Origin of the sequence: Arthrobacter sp. BL-252-APC-1A, assembly GCF_009696625.1 — a bacterium.
Taxonomy (GTDB): domain Bacteria; phylum Actinomycetota; class Actinomycetes; order Actinomycetales; family Micrococcaceae; genus Arthrobacter_B.
Genome location: NZ_VULS01000003.1, coordinates 1 through 18,874 on the forward strand (window position 1 = coordinate 1; position 18,874 = coordinate 18,874).

The 18,874-nt window shown below is 66.3% G+C and carries 14 protein-coding genes; 7 read left to right on the top strand and 7 right to left on the bottom strand.

Features of this window, described 5'->3' with window-relative positions; all coding sequences use genetic code 11:
• Positions 1 to 88 (top strand): IS3 family transposase (locus FYJ28_RS05235; protein WP_154578246.1); only part of this gene is annotated, 88 nt, incomplete at its 5' end.
• Positions 89 to 166: 78 nt separating this feature from the next.
• Here FYJ28_RS05235 and FYJ28_RS05240 read toward each other — a convergent pair.
• Together FYJ28_RS05240 and FYJ28_RS05245 are read right to left on the bottom strand one after the other, a co-directional pair.
• Positions 167 to 1,300 (bottom strand): ubiquitin-like domain-containing protein, encoded by a 1,134-nt coding sequence (locus tag FYJ28_RS05240; protein WP_326831528.1) that lies wholly within the window; start codon positions 1,298 to 1,300, stop codon positions 167 to 169.
• Between the two features lie 258 nt (positions 1,301 to 1,558).
• Positions 1,559 to 2,476, bottom strand: coding sequence for a TatD family hydrolase (locus tag FYJ28_RS05245; RefSeq protein ID WP_082413408.1), 918 nt, complete (start codon positions 2,474 to 2,476; stop codon positions 1,559 to 1,561).
• A 98-nt stretch (positions 2,477 to 2,574) separates the two neighbouring features.
• Here FYJ28_RS05245 and FYJ28_RS05250 point away from each other — a divergent pair, with 98 nt between their 5' ends.
• From FYJ28_RS05250 to FYJ28_RS05260, 3 genes are read left to right on the top strand one after another with little or no spacing between them, the layout of a single operon-like run.
• Positions 2,575 to 3,630 carry an AAA family ATPase gene (locus FYJ28_RS05250; RefSeq protein ID WP_055240266.1) on the top strand — a complete coding sequence of 352 codons (1,056 nt, stop codon included), beginning with the start codon at positions 2,575 to 2,577 and terminating at the stop codon, positions 3,628 to 3,630.
• Positions 3,631 to 3,633: 3 nt separating this feature from the next.
• Positions 3,634 to 5,106 carry a DUF58 domain-containing protein gene (locus tag FYJ28_RS05255; protein WP_154578549.1) on the top strand — a complete coding sequence of 491 codons (1,473 nt, stop codon included), beginning with the start codon at positions 3,634 to 3,636 and terminating at the stop codon, positions 5,104 to 5,106.
• Positions 5,103 to 7,475 (top strand): transglutaminase family protein, encoded by a 2,373-nt coding sequence (locus FYJ28_RS05260; RefSeq protein ID WP_154578550.1) that lies wholly within the window; start codon positions 5,103 to 5,105, stop codon positions 7,473 to 7,475. The genes FYJ28_RS05255 and FYJ28_RS05260 overlap by 4 nt, the downstream gene beginning before the upstream one ends.
• Before the next feature lie 62 nt (positions 7,476 to 7,537).
• On the opposite strand, the gene FYJ28_RS05265 is transcribed toward FYJ28_RS05260, so the two are convergent.
• Together FYJ28_RS05265 and rsmI are read right to left on the bottom strand one after the other, a co-directional pair.
• Entirely contained in the window at positions 7,538 to 9,016 is a 1,479-nt protein-coding gene (locus FYJ28_RS05265; RefSeq protein ID WP_055240263.1) for an NAD-dependent succinate-semialdehyde dehydrogenase, read from the bottom strand.
• A 146-nt stretch (positions 9,017 to 9,162) separates the two neighbouring features.
• Positions 9,163 to 9,993 (bottom strand): 16S rRNA (cytidine(1402)-2'-O)-methyltransferase, encoded by an 831-nt coding sequence (rsmI, locus tag FYJ28_RS05270; RefSeq protein ID WP_055241966.1) that lies wholly within the window; start codon positions 9,991 to 9,993, stop codon positions 9,163 to 9,165.
• Between the two features lie 118 nt (positions 9,994 to 10,111).
• Here rsmI and FYJ28_RS05275 point away from each other — a divergent pair, with 118 nt between their 5' ends.
• Both FYJ28_RS05275 and FYJ28_RS05280 read left to right on the top strand, forming a co-directional pair.
• Positions 10,112 to 11,725 (top strand): dolichyl-phosphate-mannose--protein mannosyltransferase, encoded by a 1,614-nt coding sequence (locus FYJ28_RS05275; RefSeq protein ID WP_326831529.1) that lies wholly within the window; start codon positions 10,112 to 10,114, stop codon positions 11,723 to 11,725.
• Between the two features lie 38 nt (positions 11,726 to 11,763).
• A complete protein-coding gene (locus tag FYJ28_RS05280) occupies positions 11,764 to 13,578 on the top strand; it encodes an AMP-dependent synthetase/ligase (RefSeq protein WP_326831530.1) in 1,815 nt (604 codons plus the stop codon).
• 113 nt (positions 13,579 to 13,691) lie between these two features.
• On the opposite strand, the gene FYJ28_RS05285 is transcribed toward FYJ28_RS05280, so the two are convergent.
• Together FYJ28_RS05285 and FYJ28_RS05290 are read right to left on the bottom strand one after the other, a co-directional pair.
• The gene (locus FYJ28_RS05285; protein ID WP_229780283.1) at positions 13,692 to 15,218 is read right to left on the bottom strand and encodes a DUF1461 domain-containing protein; all 1,527 of its coding nucleotides are present in this window, start codon (positions 15,216 to 15,218) and stop codon (positions 13,692 to 13,694) included.
• A 137-nt stretch (positions 15,219 to 15,355) separates the two neighbouring features.
• Positions 15,356 to 16,351: a stage II sporulation protein M gene (locus tag FYJ28_RS05290; protein ID WP_326831531.1), complete on the bottom strand. Its 996-nt coding sequence runs from the start codon at positions 16,349 to 16,351 to the stop codon at positions 15,356 to 15,358.
• Between the two features lie 126 nt (positions 16,352 to 16,477).
• On the opposite strand from FYJ28_RS05290, the gene FYJ28_RS05295 reads away from it, so the two are divergent.
• Positions 16,478 to 17,290: an RDD family protein gene (locus FYJ28_RS05295; RefSeq protein ID WP_154578553.1), complete on the top strand. Its 813-nt coding sequence runs from the start codon at positions 16,478 to 16,480 to the stop codon at positions 17,288 to 17,290.
• Positions 17,291 to 17,385: 95 nt separating this feature from the next.
• On the opposite strand, the gene ahcY is transcribed toward FYJ28_RS05295, so the two are convergent.
• Entirely contained in the window at positions 17,386 to 18,870 is a 1,485-nt protein-coding gene (ahcY, locus tag FYJ28_RS05300) for an adenosylhomocysteinase (RefSeq protein WP_055240257.1), read from the bottom strand.
• Positions 18,871 to 18,874: the final 4 nt, after the last annotated feature.

The window sequence follows — 18,874 nt, forward strand, 5'->3', positions numbered from 1 at the left end:
CATCGGCTGGTACAACAATGAACGCATCTCGACAAAGCTCGAGGGCCTGAGCCCGGTGCAATACCGTGCTCAGGCCCTCGCGGCCTAGGATCTTATTTGGCCAGTCCAACTTTCGGGGAGCAGTTCACAAGGGCCGGCTTTTTCCGTGTTTGCAGTGCAGTGAGGGCTAGAGCAGCCCGAGCTTGCGTGCGCAGGAAGGCCAGTGGCCCCAGCCGCCGTTCGCCCGCAGGTTCTCCGCGACGGCGATCTGCTGCTCCGGAGTGGCGTCGCTGGCCACCGGGGCGTAAGCCCCGCCGCCTGCGCCGAGCCAGCTCTGCGTGCTGAACTGCAGGCCGCCGTAGTAGCCGTTGCCGGAGTTGATGTGCCAGTTTCCGCCGGACTCGCACTGGGCCAGTGCGGCCCAGGCACCGCCGGCAGGCGCAGTGCCTCCGGGCGCTGCCGCCGGGGCAGGTGCGGGGCGCTTCTTGGTTCCCACGGCGACTGTCTCGGTTACGGGCTCCCGCGTGACGTCTTCCCGGACCAGTACCCGGCTGACCTCGCGACCGTCGACGACCACTGTGTCAAAGACCAGGATGCGTTCGCCGGCAGCTCCGGCTTCGGTGACCTTCTTTTCGCCTTCGAAGAGTTCCGCGTCCTCAACGCTGCGGGTTTCGAAGGGCACAGGTTCGGTAACGGTGTCCTCGGTGCCGGAAACCACGCGGGTGACCTTCAGCGTCATACCGTCCGCCACGTCTGCCCGGGCGGGGACGGACAGCCGGTCGGAGGAGCCGACAGCGATGCCGGCTTCAGCCAGGACTTCCCCGACGGTGCCGGCGGTGGTCTCCAGCTGGCGGGTCTGACCGTCAGCCAGCAGGGTGACTGTCTTGGGGGTGGAGATGGAAAGGCCCTGAAGTGAAAGCAGGGAGGTGTCCAATGACGCGGACACGGAGGACTTCGCGGAGACCCGGAGTTCGGAGATCAGGTCCGCCACCGTGGCACCGGTGGTCTGGATGGTATGCCCGGTGCCGTCTACGTTGACGTCAACGGTCTTGGCAGTGGTCACTTCAATTGTGGTGCCGTCCTGCACCTCGGTGGAGGCCGCGGGAACAACGCGGTCTGCTGCCGCGAGCTGGATGTCGGCCTTTGCCAGTACATCCTCAACGGTGCCGCCGAAGGTAATGATGTCACTGGTTTCGCCGTCCACGTTCAGGACGACGGACTTGTTGGTGCCAACAAAGGCCACGAGTCCCAGGATAAGGGCCACCATTACGGCCGCCTGGCCTCCGAGCTTCAGCCCGCGCCTCACGATTGCAGTTGCCACGCCAATTCCAGACTTTTCGAGCTTCCGGGCACGGGGACTTGGGCGCACACCAGGACAGGGCTCCGGGTCTCACGGAGTGCCGGCGCGCGCAGGCAGGGACCATCGCCTTCGTGGTTCGCCGGCTGCCGGAGCAGGGCATGGTTCGCTAAGGCGGTGGTTATCAGTCCGGATGCCTTCCCCGACCCCGGCTAATAGGTCCCTACCGTAACCGAACCGTGATCTGCGGGCAAACTCCGGTTCGGCGGGCGGTATTGACACTTAGTCCCAGGACCCGTAGACGGCAGACGTGTTCGCGGCAATCGAGGTGCAGATCTCCGCCAGGTCGGCGTTCCGGATTTCTGCCATGGCGCGCACCGTGTAGGGGATCATGTAGCTGGCATTGTTACGTCCCCGGAAGGGGTGCGGGGTCAGGAAGGGCGCGTCGGTCTCCACCAGGATCAGGGACGGATCTGCGATCGCCAGGGCGTCCCTGATCCCCTGGGCGTTGCGGAAGGTCACCGTTCCGGCGAAGGACATGTACCAGCCGTTTTCGTTGCAGATCCGGGCCAGGCCAGCGTCGCCGGAGAAGCAGTGGAAGACCACCGCGGGCGGCAGGGGTTCCTCCTTCAGGATCCGGACCACGTCATCGTGCGCGTCGCGGTCGTGAATCTGCACCGCCACGCCCGCCCGGCGGGCAATCCCGATGTGCCGGCGGAAGGAGTACTGCTGCGCGTCCATGCCCTCCGGGCCGGTGCGGAAATAGTCCAGTCCGGTCTCCCCCACGGCACGTACCCGCGGCCGGGCAGCGAGCGCCCCGATCTCCTCAAGCGCTGAATCCAGGGTTCCGGCAGCTGCCAGTTCCGGTGCGTCGTTGGGATGGATTGCAACGGCGGCCAGGAGGCGTGGCTCCTCTTCCGCGAGCCGGACCGCTTCCCGGGAGGATTCAAGGTCCGTACCCACCTGGACGGCGCCGCGGACGCCCGCTGCCTGGGCGGCGTCGAGCGCTGCCGCGGCAGTGCCGGCACCCGGGACCCCAAAGTCCAGGTGCGTGTGGTTGTCCATCACCGGTACGGGCAGCGGTTCGGGCGCCGGAGCCCAGGATTTCTTCGTGCCGGGGGAATCCTCCCGCTGGGTGTGTCCCTGCGCAAGGTAGGTCTGCGGTATTTCCCCCGGAACATAGACGCTGTCAATACTCATGTCTTTAAGCCTAAGTGAGCTTGTACCCTGTACGTACTAACCACCAGCCGGGCCTGCTCCTGCCCCGGGCTGACTGTGCCGAGGCTTGGAAGGTATCCATGGACACTCGCAATACATCCGCTGCCACCACCGGATTCGATGCTCCGGGGGCCGGAGCCCCTTTCGCCGGAGGACCGGCAGAGGAAGCGGATACGTTCCTGGCTTCCAGCGCCCGCATCCTGAACGCGATCAACACGGTCATAGACGGCAAGGATGAAGCTGCCCGCCTGGTACTGACGGTGCTGCTGGCTGAGGGCCATGTGCTGCTTGAAGATGTTCCGGGCGTCGGGAAGACCATGCTCGCCAAGACACTGGCCCGGGCAGTGGACTGTTCCGTGACACGCATCCAGTTCACTCCTGACCTGCTGCCCTCGGACGTGACTGGGGTGTCGATCTACAACCAGGATGCCCACCGGTTCGAGTTCCGCCAGGGTCCGGTCTTCGCCAACATCGTGATCGGGGATGAGATCAACCGGGCGTCAGCGAAGACGCAGTCCGCCCTCCTGGAATGCATGGAGGAACGACAGGTGACGGTCGACGGCGGCACTTACCGCCTGGCAGAGCCTTTTATGGTGGTTGCCACACAGAATCCGCTGGAGATGGAGGGCACGTACGCCCTGCCGGAGGCACAGCGGGACCGGTTCATGGCACGCATTTCCCTTGGCTATCCGGATACGGTCTCGGAAATCGAAATGCTGGAAACACACCAGTCGGTCTCCCCGCTTGATTCGATTGTTCCAGTGGTCTCAGTGCGGGACATCGCCGCGATGACCGCCCGTGTCCGGGATGTGTACGTCTCAGGTGCCGTCAAGGAGTACACGGTTGCCATCGGAGCAGCGACCCGGGAACACCCCCAGGTCCGCCTCGGAGCCAGTCCCCGCGCGCTGCTGCAGCTGCTACGGGCTTCCAAGGCCCGTGCAGCGCTGGAGGGACGGGATTTTGTCCTGCCCGACGACGTCGCGAGGCTCGCCGGATCGGTTCTGCCGCACCGGCTGATCCTGGAGCGAAAGGCACTCAGCTCCGGCGAGACTCCTGCTTCCCTGCTTTCGGCCATTCTTGCCAAGGTCCCGGTGCCCAGGCCACCGGCAGCACGGCCCGGCCTGGCGCGGACGTAGCCCATGCGGAAGCCGGCACAGTTCAAGGTGAGCAGGCCTGCGCTGACCACCCGCGGCTGGGGGTTGGTGGCCGCAGGCGTGGCAGCGCTGCTCGGAGCCCAAATCCTGGGCCGCAGGGACCTGCTGCTGCTGGGCGTTTTCCTGATCCTGGTGCCGCTGGTATCCGTCCTGGCGCTGCGGCTGCTGAAGCCGCAGTTCACCGTACAGCGGACCTTCAGCCCCTCAACTGCCGAGGCTGGAACCGCAGTGGGCATCACGCTGGCTGTGCAGCCGGTTCGGCCGTTCGCAGGCACCGCACGGATGAAGGAGGAACTCCCGGCACGCTTTGGGGCCAGTCCCGAGTTCCACTATCCCGCGGCCCAGACTGACAGTTCGCGGGCCAGCCGGTATTCATACCGGCTGCGTTCCACCCGCCGGGGCCTGTACCGCATCGGTCCGGTCAGCGCAGGCTTCCCGGACCCGTTTGGCCTGGCCGTGGCCCGGCATACAATCGGCGGCACAGCCGAACTGGTCGTGACGCCGGCTCCCCTGGACCTGCCGCCGGCCGTACTGGAAGGGCTGCGGGGAAGCGACGGCTCTGTCCCCACCCGCGTGCAGGGAAACCCGAGCCAGGATGACGTCACCACGCGGGAGTACCGGCACGGGGACCCTATGCGCAGGGTGCACTGGTCAGCCACGGCCAGGCACGGGGAGCTGATGGTCCGGCAGGAGGAAACCGTGGCCGCTCCCCGGGCGACCCTGGTACTGGACCAGCGCGAATCCAGTTACGAGCAGGGATTCCTTTCCTCGCTCTGGGCAGAGAGCGCAGACGACTCCGCGCCGGCCAGTTCCGAGGCATTCGAATGGGCAGTCTCGGCGCTGATGTCGGTGGGAGCGCACCTGCTTGAGCACGGATTCGAAGTCCGGATCCTGGATGCCCTTGCCCGCCCCGGCCTGCAGCGTTCGCCCTCCGCAGTGCTGCCTGACGTTGATCTCTTCAGCGGAACCGCTGCCGTGGCGGACCTTGGTGAGGGCTTGGCTGCACTGGGTTTGGAGGCAGCCGCGTCCTCCGGCGCGGGCGGGCCGCTGCCCCTGCGTTCCAGGCCGTGGCGACGGTCCGGAAGCGCTCCCCCGGCGGGAGCGCATCCGTATCCGGAGCGGACTCCGTCTGCGGCGGCCCAGGCTGAACGGGGACCGTTCGGTGACAGCTTGCTGCAGGCGCTGCAGGATGGCCGGCACCGGGGACCCCTGGCAGTGATCACCGGCGCGCTCACCGAAGAAGATGCCGCACGCCTGGCGCCGATGGCCGATTATGTGCCTTCCGCCCTCGCCCTCGTCGTAACTGAACGCCCAGCCTCTCTCTCGGCTCAGCTGGCGGTTCTGCGTTCCGCCGGCTGGACTGCCGTTGCCGCATCCCCGTCACAAGCAGTCGCGGCAGCGTGGGCAGGGGCTGCCGAGCATGCCGCTTCCCTGGCGAACCCGGGACACCGCCCATGACCGCAACACTTGCCCCGCCGCGTCCGCCCCGGGCCGGCCCGCCAATAAGGACTCGCCGCACCGGCAACTCCCAATGGCTGTTTGGCGCCGTGTCCGCAGCGGCCGTAATGCTCTGTGCCATGAGTATCCACGGCGTCGTCGAAGGCTCCGCCTGGATCTGGCCGCTGGGCATGGCGGTGGGTGCTGTGGCCGGAGGTGCCGCCCTGGCCAGGTGGCTTCGGTTCCCGACTGCGCTTGTTCCCGCGGCCGGGCTGGCTGCGCTGGCCATGGCACTGACCCTGATGTTCGCGGCGGACGAAAGTTTTCTCGGCGTCATTCCCACCGGCGGGACCCTGGCCCGTGGCGGCGAGCTGCTTGCGGGTGCCCAGACCACCGTAATCACTCAGGTCATCCCCGTAGTCCCGGATGCGGGGGTCGTGTTTATCGCCTGCCTCGCCGTCGGTCTCGTCGCCGTACTGGTAGATACCCTGGCGGTCACACTGCGCATGCCGGCTGCCAGCGGCCTGGGGCTTTTCACCCTCCTGCTGGTCCCGGCTGTAATCAAGCCGCAGAGTGTGGGGGTCGCGGGTTTCACGGCCGCAGCAGCCGGGTACCTGCTCGTCCTGGCAGCGGGAACCTGGCAGGACCGGAGGGACCGCTCAGCCGAAACCAGCGTTGCCCGGCCCACGGGTCCCCAAGCCGCCGGAGCAGCCGGGATCGGGGCCGCAGCGCTGGTGGCCGCACTGCTGGTTTCTCTGGCAATCCCGGGTTTTACCACCGGCGCATTCCCCCAGGGCGCCCGCTTCACCATCTTCAGCGGTTCCACGGGCCTGAACCCGGTGGTCACGCTTGGAAATGACCTGCGTCAGCCCACGGCCACGGGCCGGATCACCTACGCGACCGATTCCACGCGCCCGGTGTACCTCCGCTCAACCACGCTCGAGGACTTTTCCGGCAGCCGCTGGGCGCCGGACCCCCGCAATCAGGAACGGCGCTCCGGGATCTCCGGGATGGAGCCGCCGGAAGCACTGGATTCGGCTATCCCCACGGATACCGTCACCACTGTGGTCAGCTCCCCTAGTTATGCCAGTCCCTGGCTGCTGGCTCCATATGCACCCTCGGAGGTCTCGGAGCTCAGCGGATCCTGGACATGGGACCCGGCAACAATGACCATCCTGTCCGCCAGCGGCAGCTCCGAGCCGCGGGCCGGCTACCGGGTGCTCAGTGAGACCCCGGTTGTGACCAGCGAGACTCTCTCCCGACTGCCTGCTGCGTCCCCGGACTCCGTGGAACCGATGTTTACCAGCCTGCCGGACAACCTGCCCCAGATCATCCGTGACACTGCGCAGGAGGCTGTCGCCGGCGCCGAGACCCCCTACGCCCAGGCACTGGCCCTGCAGTCCTATCTGCGCGGCGCCCAGTTTGACTACTCCCTCGAGGCCCCGGTCGAGGGCGGCTACGACGGCAATGGCATCGACGTCCTGGCGAGGTTCCTTGAACAGCGCTCGGGGTACTGCATCCACTTCGCGTCGGCCATGGCTGTGATGGCCCGCGAGGTAGGGATCCCCAGCCGTATGGGGCTGGGCTACGCGCCCGGCCGGGCAACGGGCGAGACTATCGAGTCGGAAGACGGCACAGAACTCAACGAGTTCGCGGTGGATGCGCGGGACGCGCATGCCTGGCCCGAGCTCTATTTCGAAGGCGTGGGCTGGGTCCGGTTCGAACCCACCCCGTCCCGCGGCGTGGTGCCGGCCTACGCCGTCCAACGGCGGCAGAACGCCGCCTCCGCGGCACAGGCCGACGCCGATCCGCGTGAACTGCAGAATCCCCTGCCCGCTGTGCCGCCGGCGGCTTCACCCGCACCGGGTTCGCAAACCGAGGCGCTGAACCCGGAAGAGACCGCCGGGGCACCGTGGGCCGGCGTCGGAATCGGTGTGCTGGTGGCCGCAGCGGCTGTGCTGGCGCCGTGGGCGGTACGGCGCCGCCGGAGCTCCCTGCGGCGGCTGGAGAGTACCCGTTCAGGCAGCGCGGCACCGGCGTGGGCGGAGGTCACTGATCTGGCCCAGGACTTTGGTTACCGTGCCCGTACGGCTGACAGCCCCCGCTCCTACTCAGACCGCCTTGCCGTCCAGGCTGCCTTCCCGCCGCCCGCTGCGGCTGCGCTGGCCCGTCTGCGGGCCGCTTATGAGACCGAAGCGTACGCCGGCCCTGCCTCCCCTGATCGGAATGGTCCTGGCCGGAACCCCGCAGACTGGGCGGACGTGGACACGCTCCACCGCGCCCTGCGATCCTCTGTGTCCACCGGAGTCCGGCTGCGTGCCCGGTTTTTCCCGGCTTCATTCCTGCCCTCTTCGCGGAGGCAGTCCGACGCCGCATCACCGGCAGCTTAAGCCAGCGGGTCCCGTGCAGGGAGACTGTGCTCCCCGGACGGGACCCGCTGTCAGCTATGCAGTTACGCTGTGGGGTCAGCGATGCCAATGTACTGCGTGTACAGGTACTCTTCGATGCCTTCGTCGCCGCCTTCACGGCCCAGGCCGGACTGCTTGACGCCGCCGAACGGAGCGGCCGCGTTGGAAACGACGCCGGCGTTCAGGCCCAGCATGCCAGTCTCGAGCTTTTCGCCGATCCGCAGGCCGCGGTTCAGGTCTTCGGTGAAGACGTAGGCGATCAGACCGTATTCAGAGGCGTTGGCCAGTTTCACGGCCTCCGCTTCGGTGGAGAAGGTAATTACGGGAGCCACGGGGCCGAAGATCTCTTCCTTCAGGATCCGGGCGCCTGCGGGAACGTTCTTCAACACGGTGGGAGCGTAGAAGTAGCCCGGACCATCCACCGGTGAGCCGCCAACAACGGCGGTGGCACCGGCGTCGATCGCGTCTTCGACGAGGGAGTGCACCTTGTCACGGGACTTGGCATCGATCAGCGGGCCGATCTTGGATTCGTCTTCGGTGCCGCGTGCGGTGGTCATGGCGCTGACCTTGGCAGCGAACTTCTCGGAGAACTCGTCCGCAATGTCCTCGTGGACAATGAAGCGGTTCGCAGCCGTGCAGGCCTCGCCCATGTTGCGCAGTTTCGCGGCCATGGCGCCCTCAACGGCCTTGTCGATGTCCGCATCTTCGAAGACGAGGAAGGGGGCGTTGCCGCCCAGTTCCATGGAAGTACGCAGGACCTTGTCTGCGGCGTCCCGGATGAGGCCCTGGCCCACGGGTGTGGAACCGGTGAAGGAAACCTTGCGCAGTCGGTCATCCTGCATGATCGGACCTGTGACTTCGCCTGCCTTCGTGGTCGAGACGACGTTCAGGACGCCCGCGGGGAGGCCGGCTTCCATCATGACGGCTGCGAACAGCTGCGAGGTCAGCGGAGTGAGCTTCGCCGGCTTGAGCACCATGGTGCAGCCTGCGGCGACCGCGGGAGCGATCTTGCGGGTGGCCATGGCCAGCGGGAAGTTCCACGGCGTGATCAGCAGGCAGGGACCAACCGGCTTCTTGGTGACCATGATGCGGGATTTGCCGTCCGGAGCAGTTCCGTAGCGGCCGGTTACGCGGACAGCTTCTTCCGAGAACCAGCGCAGGAACTCGGCACCGTAGGCCACTTCGCCGCGGGCTTCGGCCAGTGGCTTGCCCATTTCCAGCGTCATCAGCAGTGCGAAGTCCTCCGCACGGGCGGTGACAAGCTCGAACGCACGGCGCAGGATTTCGCCGCGGACACGCGGCGGGGTGGCTGCCCAGGACTCCTGGGCTGCGGCGGCTGCGTCCATGGCAGCGGCGCCGTCTTCTGTGCTCGCGTCGGCGATGCTCAGCAGGACCTTGCCTGTTGCCGGATCCTCGACTTCGAAGGTCTTGCCGCCGGCGGCCTCGCGCCACTCTCCGTCGATCAGCAGTCCGGTGGGAACCTGCGCCAGCAGTTCGGCTTCGCGTTCAGCGCTAACAGCCATGGGTGTGCCTCCAAAGTGTGCGGGTTTTCCGGATCACAATCAGCCCGGTGCTGAATTCACCGTAAAGGCAGCGCCGACCAGTGTAAATGCACCGCTGCACAATGACATGCACCATCCCCTGTGCACTTGGCCAGGGCCCGCGAAAGCTACTTGCTGCCGCGGGCCGCGAGGACTGCAGCGTAAAGCTCCCGCTTGCTGATGCGGGCGTCACTGGCCACTGTTGCTACGGCGTCCTTCAGGCGGGAGCCCTGCGCGATCAGCTCGTTGACAGCGCCAACGTGGTCTTCCGGAGCCTCCGGAGCCGCTTCGCCGGCACCTCCGACCACCACGGCAATCTCGCCGCGCACTTCACTTGCCTCAGCCCATTCCAGCAGCTCGCGCAGCGGCGCACGCAGCACCTGTTCATGCAGCTTGGTGAGTTCACGGGCGACGGCGGCTGGCCGGTCCCCTCCGAACGCCGTGTCCAATGCACGGAGCATCGCTTCAAGCCGGTGCGGGGCTTCGAAGAAGACCATCGTGCGCTGTTCCCCCGCCAGCTCAGACAGCCGTGATGCCCGTTCGCCGGACTTGCGGGGAAGGAACCCCTCAAAGCAGAAACGGTCCGTTGGCAGGCCGGAAAGGGCCAGGGCCGTCAGGACGGCCGAGGGTCCGGGCGCTGCCGTCACGGCGATGCCCTCTGCGGCTGCCGCCTCAACCAGCCGGTACCCGGGGTCCGAGACCGAAGGCATGCCGGCATCGGTGACCATCAGCAGGGTGGCTCCGCCGCGCACCAGTTCCAGCAGTTCCGGGGTGCGGGACTGTTCGTTGTGTTCGTGGTAGCTCATGATCCGGCCGGTGGTGCTGATCTTCAGCGCACTGACCAGGCGGTGCAGCCGCCGGGTGTCTTCGGCAGCAATGACATCGGCGTGCTGCAGCAGGTCAATCAGGCGGACCGTCGCGTCGCCCATGTTCCCGATGGGCGTCGCCGCCAGAACGATCTGCCCTGCTCCGGTCCCCCGCTCCGAGTCCGCGCGGTCAGCACTGGTGGGTTCCGGGGAGTCGTTATTGCTGAAGTTCACCCTTCAACCCTACGCGACAGGCTATAGAGTTGAGCGCGTGACCGTGTCCCTGCCTTCTGCCCCGGCCCCCGAGAGGGCAGCCCGGGTTCAGGCACCGGCACAGGCTTTCACCGAACAGTCCCTTCGTGAGCGGCTCCTGGGTGCCGCACTTCCGTCGCGCTACTGGGCCTGGGGCGCGGCACTCGGTGCGGCCCTGCTGGCCGGCGTCCTGCGCTTTGTCCGGCTGGATGAACCGGGCACCCTGGTCTTCGACGAAACCTATTACGTCAAGGACGCCTATTCCTATCTGGTCTCCGGCTATGAACGGGCCTGGCCCGACGGCGCCAACGAATCCTTCACCTCCGGCCGGCAGGACGTGCTGCTGGAAGGCCCCGAATATGTAGTGCATCCTCCGGTGGGCAAATGGATGATCGCCTTCGGCATGGCCCTGTTTGGCAGCGATTCAAGCTTCGGCTGGCGGTTTTCAGCGGCCCTGACCGGCACCCTGACAGTCCTCCTGCTGGCGCTGATCGCCTACCGGTTGTTTAAGTCGCCGCTGCTTGGCGGAGTGGCCGGGCTGCTGCTCGCCGTCGACGGTCACCATCTTGTCCTCTCCCGCACCTCCCTGCTGGATATCTTCCTGACGTTCTGGCTGCTGGCTGCCTTCGGTGCCCTGCTGCTGGACCGCGACGACGGCAGACGCAGACTGGCGCGGAAGCTGGCCCGGCCCCCGGGCAGCATCCCCGATGCAGCGGTGCTGCGGACCGGCCCATGGCTGCTTTGGCGGCCCTGGCGGCTCGTTGCGGCAGTTTGCCTGGGGCTTGCAGTCGGCACCAAATGGTCGGCACTGGCCTTTGTGGCCGTCTTCGGCCTGATGACTGTGCTCTGGGACGTCAGCGCGCGGCGGACCGCGGGAATCCGGAACTGGCCCGCAGGGCTGCTCAAGGACGGCGTCCCTGCCTTCTTCACCCTCATTCCGCTGGCAGCATGCACTTATGTGGCCACCTGGACCGGCTGGCTTGTCTCCAGCGGGGGCTACGGGAGGCAATGGGCGGAATCCAACCCGTCAGGGGCGCTGGGCTGGGTCCCGGATCCCCTCCGGTCACTGGCCGAATACCACCGCAGCGCCTACAGCTTCCACAATTCGCTGAGCTCGGAACACAACTATGAGGCCAGTGCCTGGACCTGGCTGTTCCTGGGCCGCCCTACGTCCTTCTTCTATGAGAGTCCGGACGGCGCCGTCTGCGGCGCGGACACCTGCACCTCCGCCATCACGTCTGTGGGCAACCCCCTGATCTGGTGGACTGCTCTGCTCTGCCTGGGTGTCCTGCTGGCCTACTGGCTGGGCCGCCGGGACTGGCGTGCCGGCGCGGTACTGTCCGGAATTGCTGCCGGCTACCTCCCCTGGTTCGCTTTTCCGGACCGGACCATGTTCTACTTCTATGCCGTCTCTTTCCTGCCGTTCCTGGTCCTGGCGCTGACTTTCACCCTGGGCCTCGTTCTGGGCCGGGCAGCTGATCCACCGCTGCGGAGGCGTCGCGGGGCACTTATCACAGCACTGTTCCTGCTGGCTGTGGTTCTTGTCTCGGCTTTCTTCTATCCAGTCTGGACGGCGGAGATCATCCCCTATCCTGATTGGCGGCTCCGCATCTGGATGCCGAGCTGGATCTAGGTCTCAACGCAATGTGCTCGCACAGAAAGGGAGGTCCCGTGCGCGAATCCTCCACCGGATTATTCGTGGAACTCCCGGAAGACTCCAATATCACCGATCTGCTTCTGGCTACTGCTGCCCGGACCCCGGATCTGGCGCTGTATGCCAGGAAGAACGGTGCCGGGTGGGAAGACGTACGCGCTGCCGACTTTCTGGCGCAGGTCACCGAGACCGCCAAAGGGCTGATCGCCCAGGGTGTCCGTCCCGGCGACGCCGTGGCGGTGATGTCCGGAACCCGGTACGAATGGACCGTTGTGGATCTGGCCATCTGGTTCGCCGGTGCCGTGACGGTTCCCATTTACGAGACGTCCTCCCCCAGCCAGGTCCAGTGGATCCTGTCCGACTCCGGCGCGCGGATCGTCTTCGCCGGTGACGGCAACAAGGCCGCCGTTGTTGCGGCCGGTGCTGCTGCTGCGGAACGGTCGGTGCAGGTCTGGATGCTCACGGGCGGAAACAGCACCGATTCGCTTTCGGCTCTGGCGGCCTCCGGTACCGGAGTAACGGATGCGGAACTCGAAGCGGTCCGTTCCTCCCGGCGCCTGAGCGACACCGCGTCCCTGGTCTACACCTCCGGGACCACTGGCAGGCCCAAGGGATGCGGCATCACCCATGGCAACTTCGCCCTGTTCGCCGTCAATGTCATTGAGCTGCTGCCGGAAATGCTGAAACGCCCGGGTGCCCGGACACTCATGTTCCTGCCCCTGGCCCATGTCCTGGCCCGCGCAGTGCAGGTTGGCTGCCTCGCCGCCGGAGTGACGGTGGGCCACAGCTCCGGAGCCGCTGCCCTGGCCGAGGATATGCGTACCTTCCGGCCGACGTTCCTGCTCGCGGTGCCGCGGGTCTTCGAGAAAATCTATGCCGGAGCCGAAGAGAAGGCCCAGTCCGCAGGAAAGGGCAAGCTGTTTGAGTCTGCCGCTGCCACTGCCGTTGCGTACTCGCGCGCACTGGACAGTGAAGCGCGCGGCGGCCGCGGCCCGTCCCTGGCCCTGAGGCTGCGCCACACTGCCTTCGACCGCCTCCTGTATCCCAAGGTCCGCGCCGCTTTCGGCGGACAGATGGACATTGCCATTTCCGGAGCCAGTCCGCTGAGCCCCCAGCTCTCACACTTCTTCCGGGGTGCCGGGATAGCCGTCCTGGAAGGCTACGGCCTGACGGAAACCACCGCCCCGGCATCGGTGAACACAATTCCCCTCACCCGTGTGGGTTCCGTGGGCCTGCCGATGCCGGGCAACGCAGTCCGCATCGCGGAGGACGGAGAAGTCCTGGTCAGCGGTGTCGGAGTCTTCAGCGGTTATCACCGCAATCCCGACGCCACGGCTGCCGCTTTCAGCGGTGAGTGGTTCCACACCGGGGACATCGGGGAGCTCGACGGCGACGGGTTCCTCACCATCACGGGCCGCAAGAAGGACCTTCTGGTCACGGCGGGCGGCAAGAACGTTGCCCCCGGCCCGCTGGAGGAGAAAGTCCGGGAACACCGGCTGGTCTCCCAGGTTGTGGTGGTCGGTGAAGGCCGCCCGTTCGTGGGTGCCCTGGTAACCCTCGACGACGAGGCTCTGGCCGCCTGGTCGCGTGAAAACGGCGTCGACCCGGCTAAGACCCCGCCGGCGGACCACCCCCTGGTCCTGGCCCAGGTCCAGGAAGCCGTTGATGCCGCCAACGCGACGGTGTCCCGCGCCGAACAGATCCGCCGGTTCACCGTCCTGCCGCAGGACTTCTCCCTGGCAGGAGGACACGTCACGGCCACCCTGAAGCTCCGGCGCCAGGCTGTCATCGCCGATTTCAGCGCTGAGGTGGAGAAGCTCTACACGAAGTAGCACCCCCGCCCAAAACAGGCAGGGCCTGTATTCGGTCGAATACAGGCCCTGCTTGTTTTGTGTCTTGTACTGGTTGTTTGTGTCTGGTACTCGGCAGTTTTGCGCTGCGCCGGCTAGATCCCCTCGAGTGACTCGAGGTATCGGCGCCGGGCCTCTTCGCGCGCCAGGCGGGAACGCTCCCGGCGTTTCCTGGTGGGCCAGGTAAAGATCATGACCAGCACACACACCAGCAGCACAATGCCTGCAATGGCGCCTCCGGCGTCCATCCAGAACTGTGCCGGGAAAAGCCGGATCAGCGTGTCATCGAGCCGGAAGGTCCAGTTGCCCTGCGAGAAGAAGATGGTGTGCACCATGGTGAAGAACTCTTCCCAGGCCAGCACAGCGGCCACGAGCAGTCCTGCGATGAGCGCCAGCGTGGCGACGGCGCCGGCAAACAGCGCACGGCGGATGCCGCCCGGGCAGCGACGGGCCAGGTACACCCCGCCTGCAAGGCTGAGCAGGGCCATGCCCAGCGCTGTGACAAAAGCGATGGTCAGCACGGTCTTGACGTCGGCCATGTGGGAGACCTCGCTGGCGAGGTACAGCGGATCGCCGTCGGGCGTTACAAGGTCGCCCAGGTACCGCGGTGAGGCGAAGTTCAGCAGGTAATCCACGGCGTAGGAGCCGTACGTCAGGCGGTCCTCGGAGCTGAAACCGAAGCTGTCCACCGGGAAACCGGGCCGGTTGTACTCAACCCAGAGGAAGAGCGGGGTAGCGACGGCACGGATGGCTGCGGCAAGGAGCATGACCGGGAAGAAGACGGCGATAGCCACCTGGATAACCCTGCCCAAAACCGGCTTGGCTGTGGCAGCGCGTTCCCGCTCGGCACTGCGGCGTGCAGCTTCCTCAGTCGAAATGGCGGGATCCTCTGCAACCGGGTCCGCGGCAGGAGCTTTCGGCGCGGCAGCTTCAGCGGCGTCGCCGGGACCGTACCACGGGCCTCCCGCTGCCTCTGTGGGATGCGGGGCTGGCTGAGTGTGTTCTGCTTCCGGTTCCGGCGTGCTCCCGACGGCGTCAGACTTATCCTCGCCCTTGAACCGGTTGAGGTCCGGCATGGTGCTTGCCGCCCGCATGGGCAGGGTGCTGCGCTGCGGAAGGGACGGATGTCCGCCGGGGACTTCGTCGCGTTTGGGGCCGGGTTTGGCTGCGGTGGCTCCTTCACCCGTGCCGGTCTCGGCAAGTGGCTCGGGCTCAGCTGCCCGCCGGCGGGCACCGGCGTCGGCCATATCCTTGCCCGTGGCGGCCATGCCGCCGGCTAGGCCTTCTGCACCTTCCGAATCACCGGCTACCGGCTTTCCGGCCGCTTCTTCAGCCGGAGCTTCGGAACCGGCCGCGGCTTTGGATTGGTCCGGAGCTTCGGAACCGGCCGCGGCTTTGGAATCTTCCGGGGCAGCGCCGGCCAGGCCTGCGAACTCCGCATCCCAGTCGTCGTGCTGGGCCGGATCCTGGGGGCCGCCGGTCGTGGCGGCGGCATGGCTGCCGCTGACTATCGTCTCGCTGGCGTCGGACGGGCCTGTGCCGCGCCCGTCCGGCGTCTCGCCCGTGGAGGCGCCTTCCGTGGTGGGGTCATGGTCCTGGCTTGCCACTGCTTCGTCTCTCATCCCAATCCTGTTTGAAGTCACCGGGTGTGGTGGGGGTGTGTCCGGTTTCGTCCTTCATAGACACTACCGGCCACCGGTCCCTGAGCCGAAGGAGTACCCGGCGAGTCCTGCCAACTGCTTTCTGTTCGCCAGGTGCCCTAGGCTGACCGGACGGTGGCTTCGCCGGCATCCCGGGCCAGCAGGTCGCCCCGGTGGCCGGCCTGGTAGGCGCGTTTTCCCAGGATCAGCGTGTACGCCCAGTACGCGGCAAGGACCAGTGCACCGATGCTGATGCGCAGCCAGGCGGGCAGTGCGCTGGGGGTCACGAAACCCTCCACGAGTCCCGAGATGAACAGGACCACCACCAGGCCCAGGGCCACCGTCATCAGCGACCGGCCCTCCTGGGCCAGTGCCGAGATCCTGGTGCGCGGCCCGGGGGCAATCATGGCCCAGAAGATCTGCAGGCCGGCGGCGGCAGCGATGAAGATGGCCGTCAGCTCCATAAAGCCATGCGGAAGGATGTAGGTGAAGAACACACCCAGCTGGTCAAAGGACGCCATGGTGCCCGCGGCGGTGCCCACCCCTACGGCGTTTTGGTACAGGATGTAGGGTCCCCAGATGCCGGTGACGCCGAAGGCCACCGCCTGAAGCGCAATCCAGGCGTTGTTGGTCCACACCATGCCGGCAAAGGACGCCGCGGGGTTCTCGGAGTAGTAACTGACGAAGTCGGATTCAACGTACTGGCGCAGCTGGGCGTCGGTGCCCATGGCGGCCAGCACTCCGGGGGTATTCACCACCCAGAGCGCGCTCAGGACCGTGACGAGGATGAACACGGCTCCAACCACCACGGTCATGATCCGGACACGGTAGAACGCAGCCGGAAGTGAATAGACGAAGAACCCCGCCAGGTCCTCGAAGAAGTTCGAACGGGCACCGGTGAACCTTGTCCTGGCCCGGGACAACCGCATTGAAAGGGCGGCAGAAAGCGCACCTTCCGGCGCCACGGAGCGGATCACGGACAGGTGTGTGGAGGCACGCTGATAGAGCTGAAGCAGCTCATCTGCTTCGGCTCCGCTGAGGCGGCGCCGGGCAATCAGTTCATCAAGCCGCTTCCAGTCCTGGCTGTGTACGGCGGCGAAGGCATCCAAGTCCACGCTTCCACCCTAACCGGAGCGGCCGCTGCTGGTGGGTGCCTGGCCGGCCGCGGCGTCGTCCGGTGCGCATGGGTAAAGTGGGTCCGGACAGATGCAGGGTGGTACCGGAGCGGGAGCAGGACAGGCATGAGCACGGTAGTGACTGGCGAGGCCGTTGTCCTGGAGCTGCGCCCTGCGTCGTTTGCGGCCCGTGCGCTGAGCGTCCTGATCGACGTCGTTTCGCAGGTCCTGGTGCTGCTTCTGCTGTTTTTCCTGGTACTCGGCAATGCCTTGGAGGGCGCACTGGATCCGGCGCTGAGCCGGGCGCTGCTGCTGGTTTCCGTGGTGCTCCTGATCCTGGTGATCCCGGTGACCGTGGAGACGCTGACCCGCGGCAAGTCGCTGGGCAGGTGGATCATGGGCCTGCGGATCGTGCGGGACGACGGCGGCGCGATTCGGTTCCGGCAGGCCTTCACACGTGGAATCCTGGCCGTGCTGGAAATCTACATGCTGGCTGGTTCGCTGGCTTTTGTGGTTGCCGTCTTCAATGAGAAGTCCAAGCGGCTGGGTGACATGCTGGCCGGAACGTATGCCATGCGGGAACGGGTGAAGGCTCTGCCTCCCCCAACAGTTTCAATGCCGGCCGAACTGGAGCCGTGGGCCGGCCTGGCAGACATTGGACGCCTGCCTGATCCGCTGTCCCGCCGGGTCTCGCGCTTCCTGGCCCAGTCCGGACGGATGGCTCCCCAGGCCCGCGCCTCAATGGCTGCTTCCCTGGCTACCGAGGTTTCTGCCTTTGTTTCCCCGCCTCCTCCTGCCGGCACCCTCCCAGAAACCTATCTGCGCGCCGTCGTTTCCCAGCGGAGGGAACGCGACTACGTCCACCTGAGCACCCAGCACCGGCGGACCGACCAGCTGGGACAGCGGCTGCACCGCCTGCCGTTCACCGATGAAGGCTAGGCCCGGCGGCCGCCAGCCCCGGCCCGGCAGGACAAACCCCTAAACAAAACAGCCGCGCCGTCTCCCTGCAGGGAGACGGCGCGGCTGTTTCGGTCTTAGTACCGGTAGTGGTCCGGCTTATACGGCCCGGCCACGTCCACACCGAGGTACTCGGCCTGGCTCTTGGTCAGTTCGCTCAGCTCGACGCCGAGTGCGCCCAGATGCAGGCGGGCAACCTTCTCGTCCAGGATCTTGGGCAGCACGTACACCTGGTTGGCATACTCCGGCGTTCCGTCTTCCTTGTTCTGCCCGTATTTGGTGAACAGCTCAATCTGCGCGATGGTCTGGTTCGCGAAGGAGTTGGACATAACGAAGGAGGGGTGGCCGGTGGCGTTGCCCAGGTTCAGCAGTCGGCCCTCGGAGAGCACAATGATGCTGCGCTGGGTGTCCTTGCCTTCGTCGAAGATCCATTCGTGGACCTGCGGCTTGATTTCAACCTTGCGGATCCCCGGCACACGGGCAAGGCCTGCCATGTCGATCTCGTTGTCGAAGTGGCCAACGTTGCCGACGATCGCCTGGTGCTTCATCTGTGCCATATGGGAGGCCATGATGATGTCCTTGTTCCCGGTGGTGGTGATGAAGATGTCTCCCTGGCCCACCACTGATTCCAGGCGGGCAACCTGGTAGCCGTCCATCGCCGCCTGCAGCGCGCAGATCGGGTCGATCTCCGTGACGATCACCCGTGCACCCTGGCCGCGGAGAGCTTCGGCTGCGCCCTTGCCCACGTCACCGTAGCCGCAGACGACGGCGACCTTGCCGCCAATCAGTGTGTCCGTGGCACGATTCAGGCCGTCGGGCAGCGAGTGGCGGATGCCGTACTTGTTGTCGAACTTGGACTTGGTGACCGAGTCGTTCACGTTGATCGCGGGGAAGAGCAGCTGGCCGTCTGCGGCAAGCTGGTAGAGCCGGAGCACGCCCGTGGTGGTCTCCTCGGTGACGCCGCGGATGCCCTTGGCGATTTCGGTCCACTTCCCCGGCGCCTCGGCCAGTGACCGGCGAAGGGTGTCCAGGATGACCGTGTACTCGTAGGCGTAGTCCGGGTCGTCTTCATCCGGGTTTGCCGGGACAGCACCTGCAGCCTCAAATTCAACGCCCTTGTGCAGCAGCAGGGTGGCGTCTCCGCCGTCGTCCAGGATCATGTTCGGTCCGCCGGAGCCTTCGGGCCAGGTGAGGATCTGCTCTGCAGTCCACCAGTATTCCTCGAGGGTTTCGTTCTTCCAGGCGAAGACGGGCACACCCTGCGGGTCCTCAGGGGTACCTGAGCCCACCACAACGGCGGCGGCGGCTTCGTCCTGTGTGGAGAAAATGTTGCAGGAAGCCCACCGGACCTCAGCGCCGAGCGCGGTCAGCGTCTCGATCAGAACAGCGGTCTGCACCGTCATGTGCAGGGAACCGGCAATGCGGGCACCGGCGAGGGGCTGGCTGGGACCGAACTCCCGCCGCAGTGCCATAAGCCCGGGCATCTCGTGCTCAGCCAGGCGGATCTGGTGGCGGCCGGCTTCGGCCAGGGACAGGTCAGCTACTTTGAAGTCGATGCTCACTGGA

Bases quoted from the DNA above. Each gene is read 5' to 3' on its own strand.
- FYJ28_RS05245 (WP_082413408.1), bottom strand. From the start codon at position 2,476: ATGAGTATTGACAGCGTCTATGTTCCGGGGGAAATACCGCAGACCTAC.
- FYJ28_RS05285 (WP_229780283.1), bottom strand. From the start codon at position 15,218: ATGAGAGACGAAGCAGTGGCAAGCCAGGACCATGACCCCACCACGGAA.
- FYJ28_RS05250 (WP_055240266.1), top strand. From the start codon at position 2,575: ATGGACACTCGCAATACATCCGCTGCCACCACCGGATTCGATGCTCCG.
- FYJ28_RS05265 (WP_055240263.1), bottom strand. From the start codon at position 9,016: ATGGCTGTTAGCGCTGAACGCGAAGCCGAACTGCTGGCGCAGGTTCCC.
- FYJ28_RS05255 (WP_154578549.1), top strand. From the start codon at position 3,634: ATGCGGAAGCCGGCACAGTTCAAGGTGAGCAGGCCTGCGCTGACCACC.
- FYJ28_RS05260 (WP_154578550.1), top strand. From the start codon at position 5,103: ATGACCGCAACACTTGCCCCGCCGCGTCCGCCCCGGGCCGGCCCGCCA.
- FYJ28_RS05295 (WP_154578553.1), top strand. From the start codon at position 16,478: ATGAGCACGGTAGTGACTGGCGAGGCCGTTGTCCTGGAGCTGCGCCCT.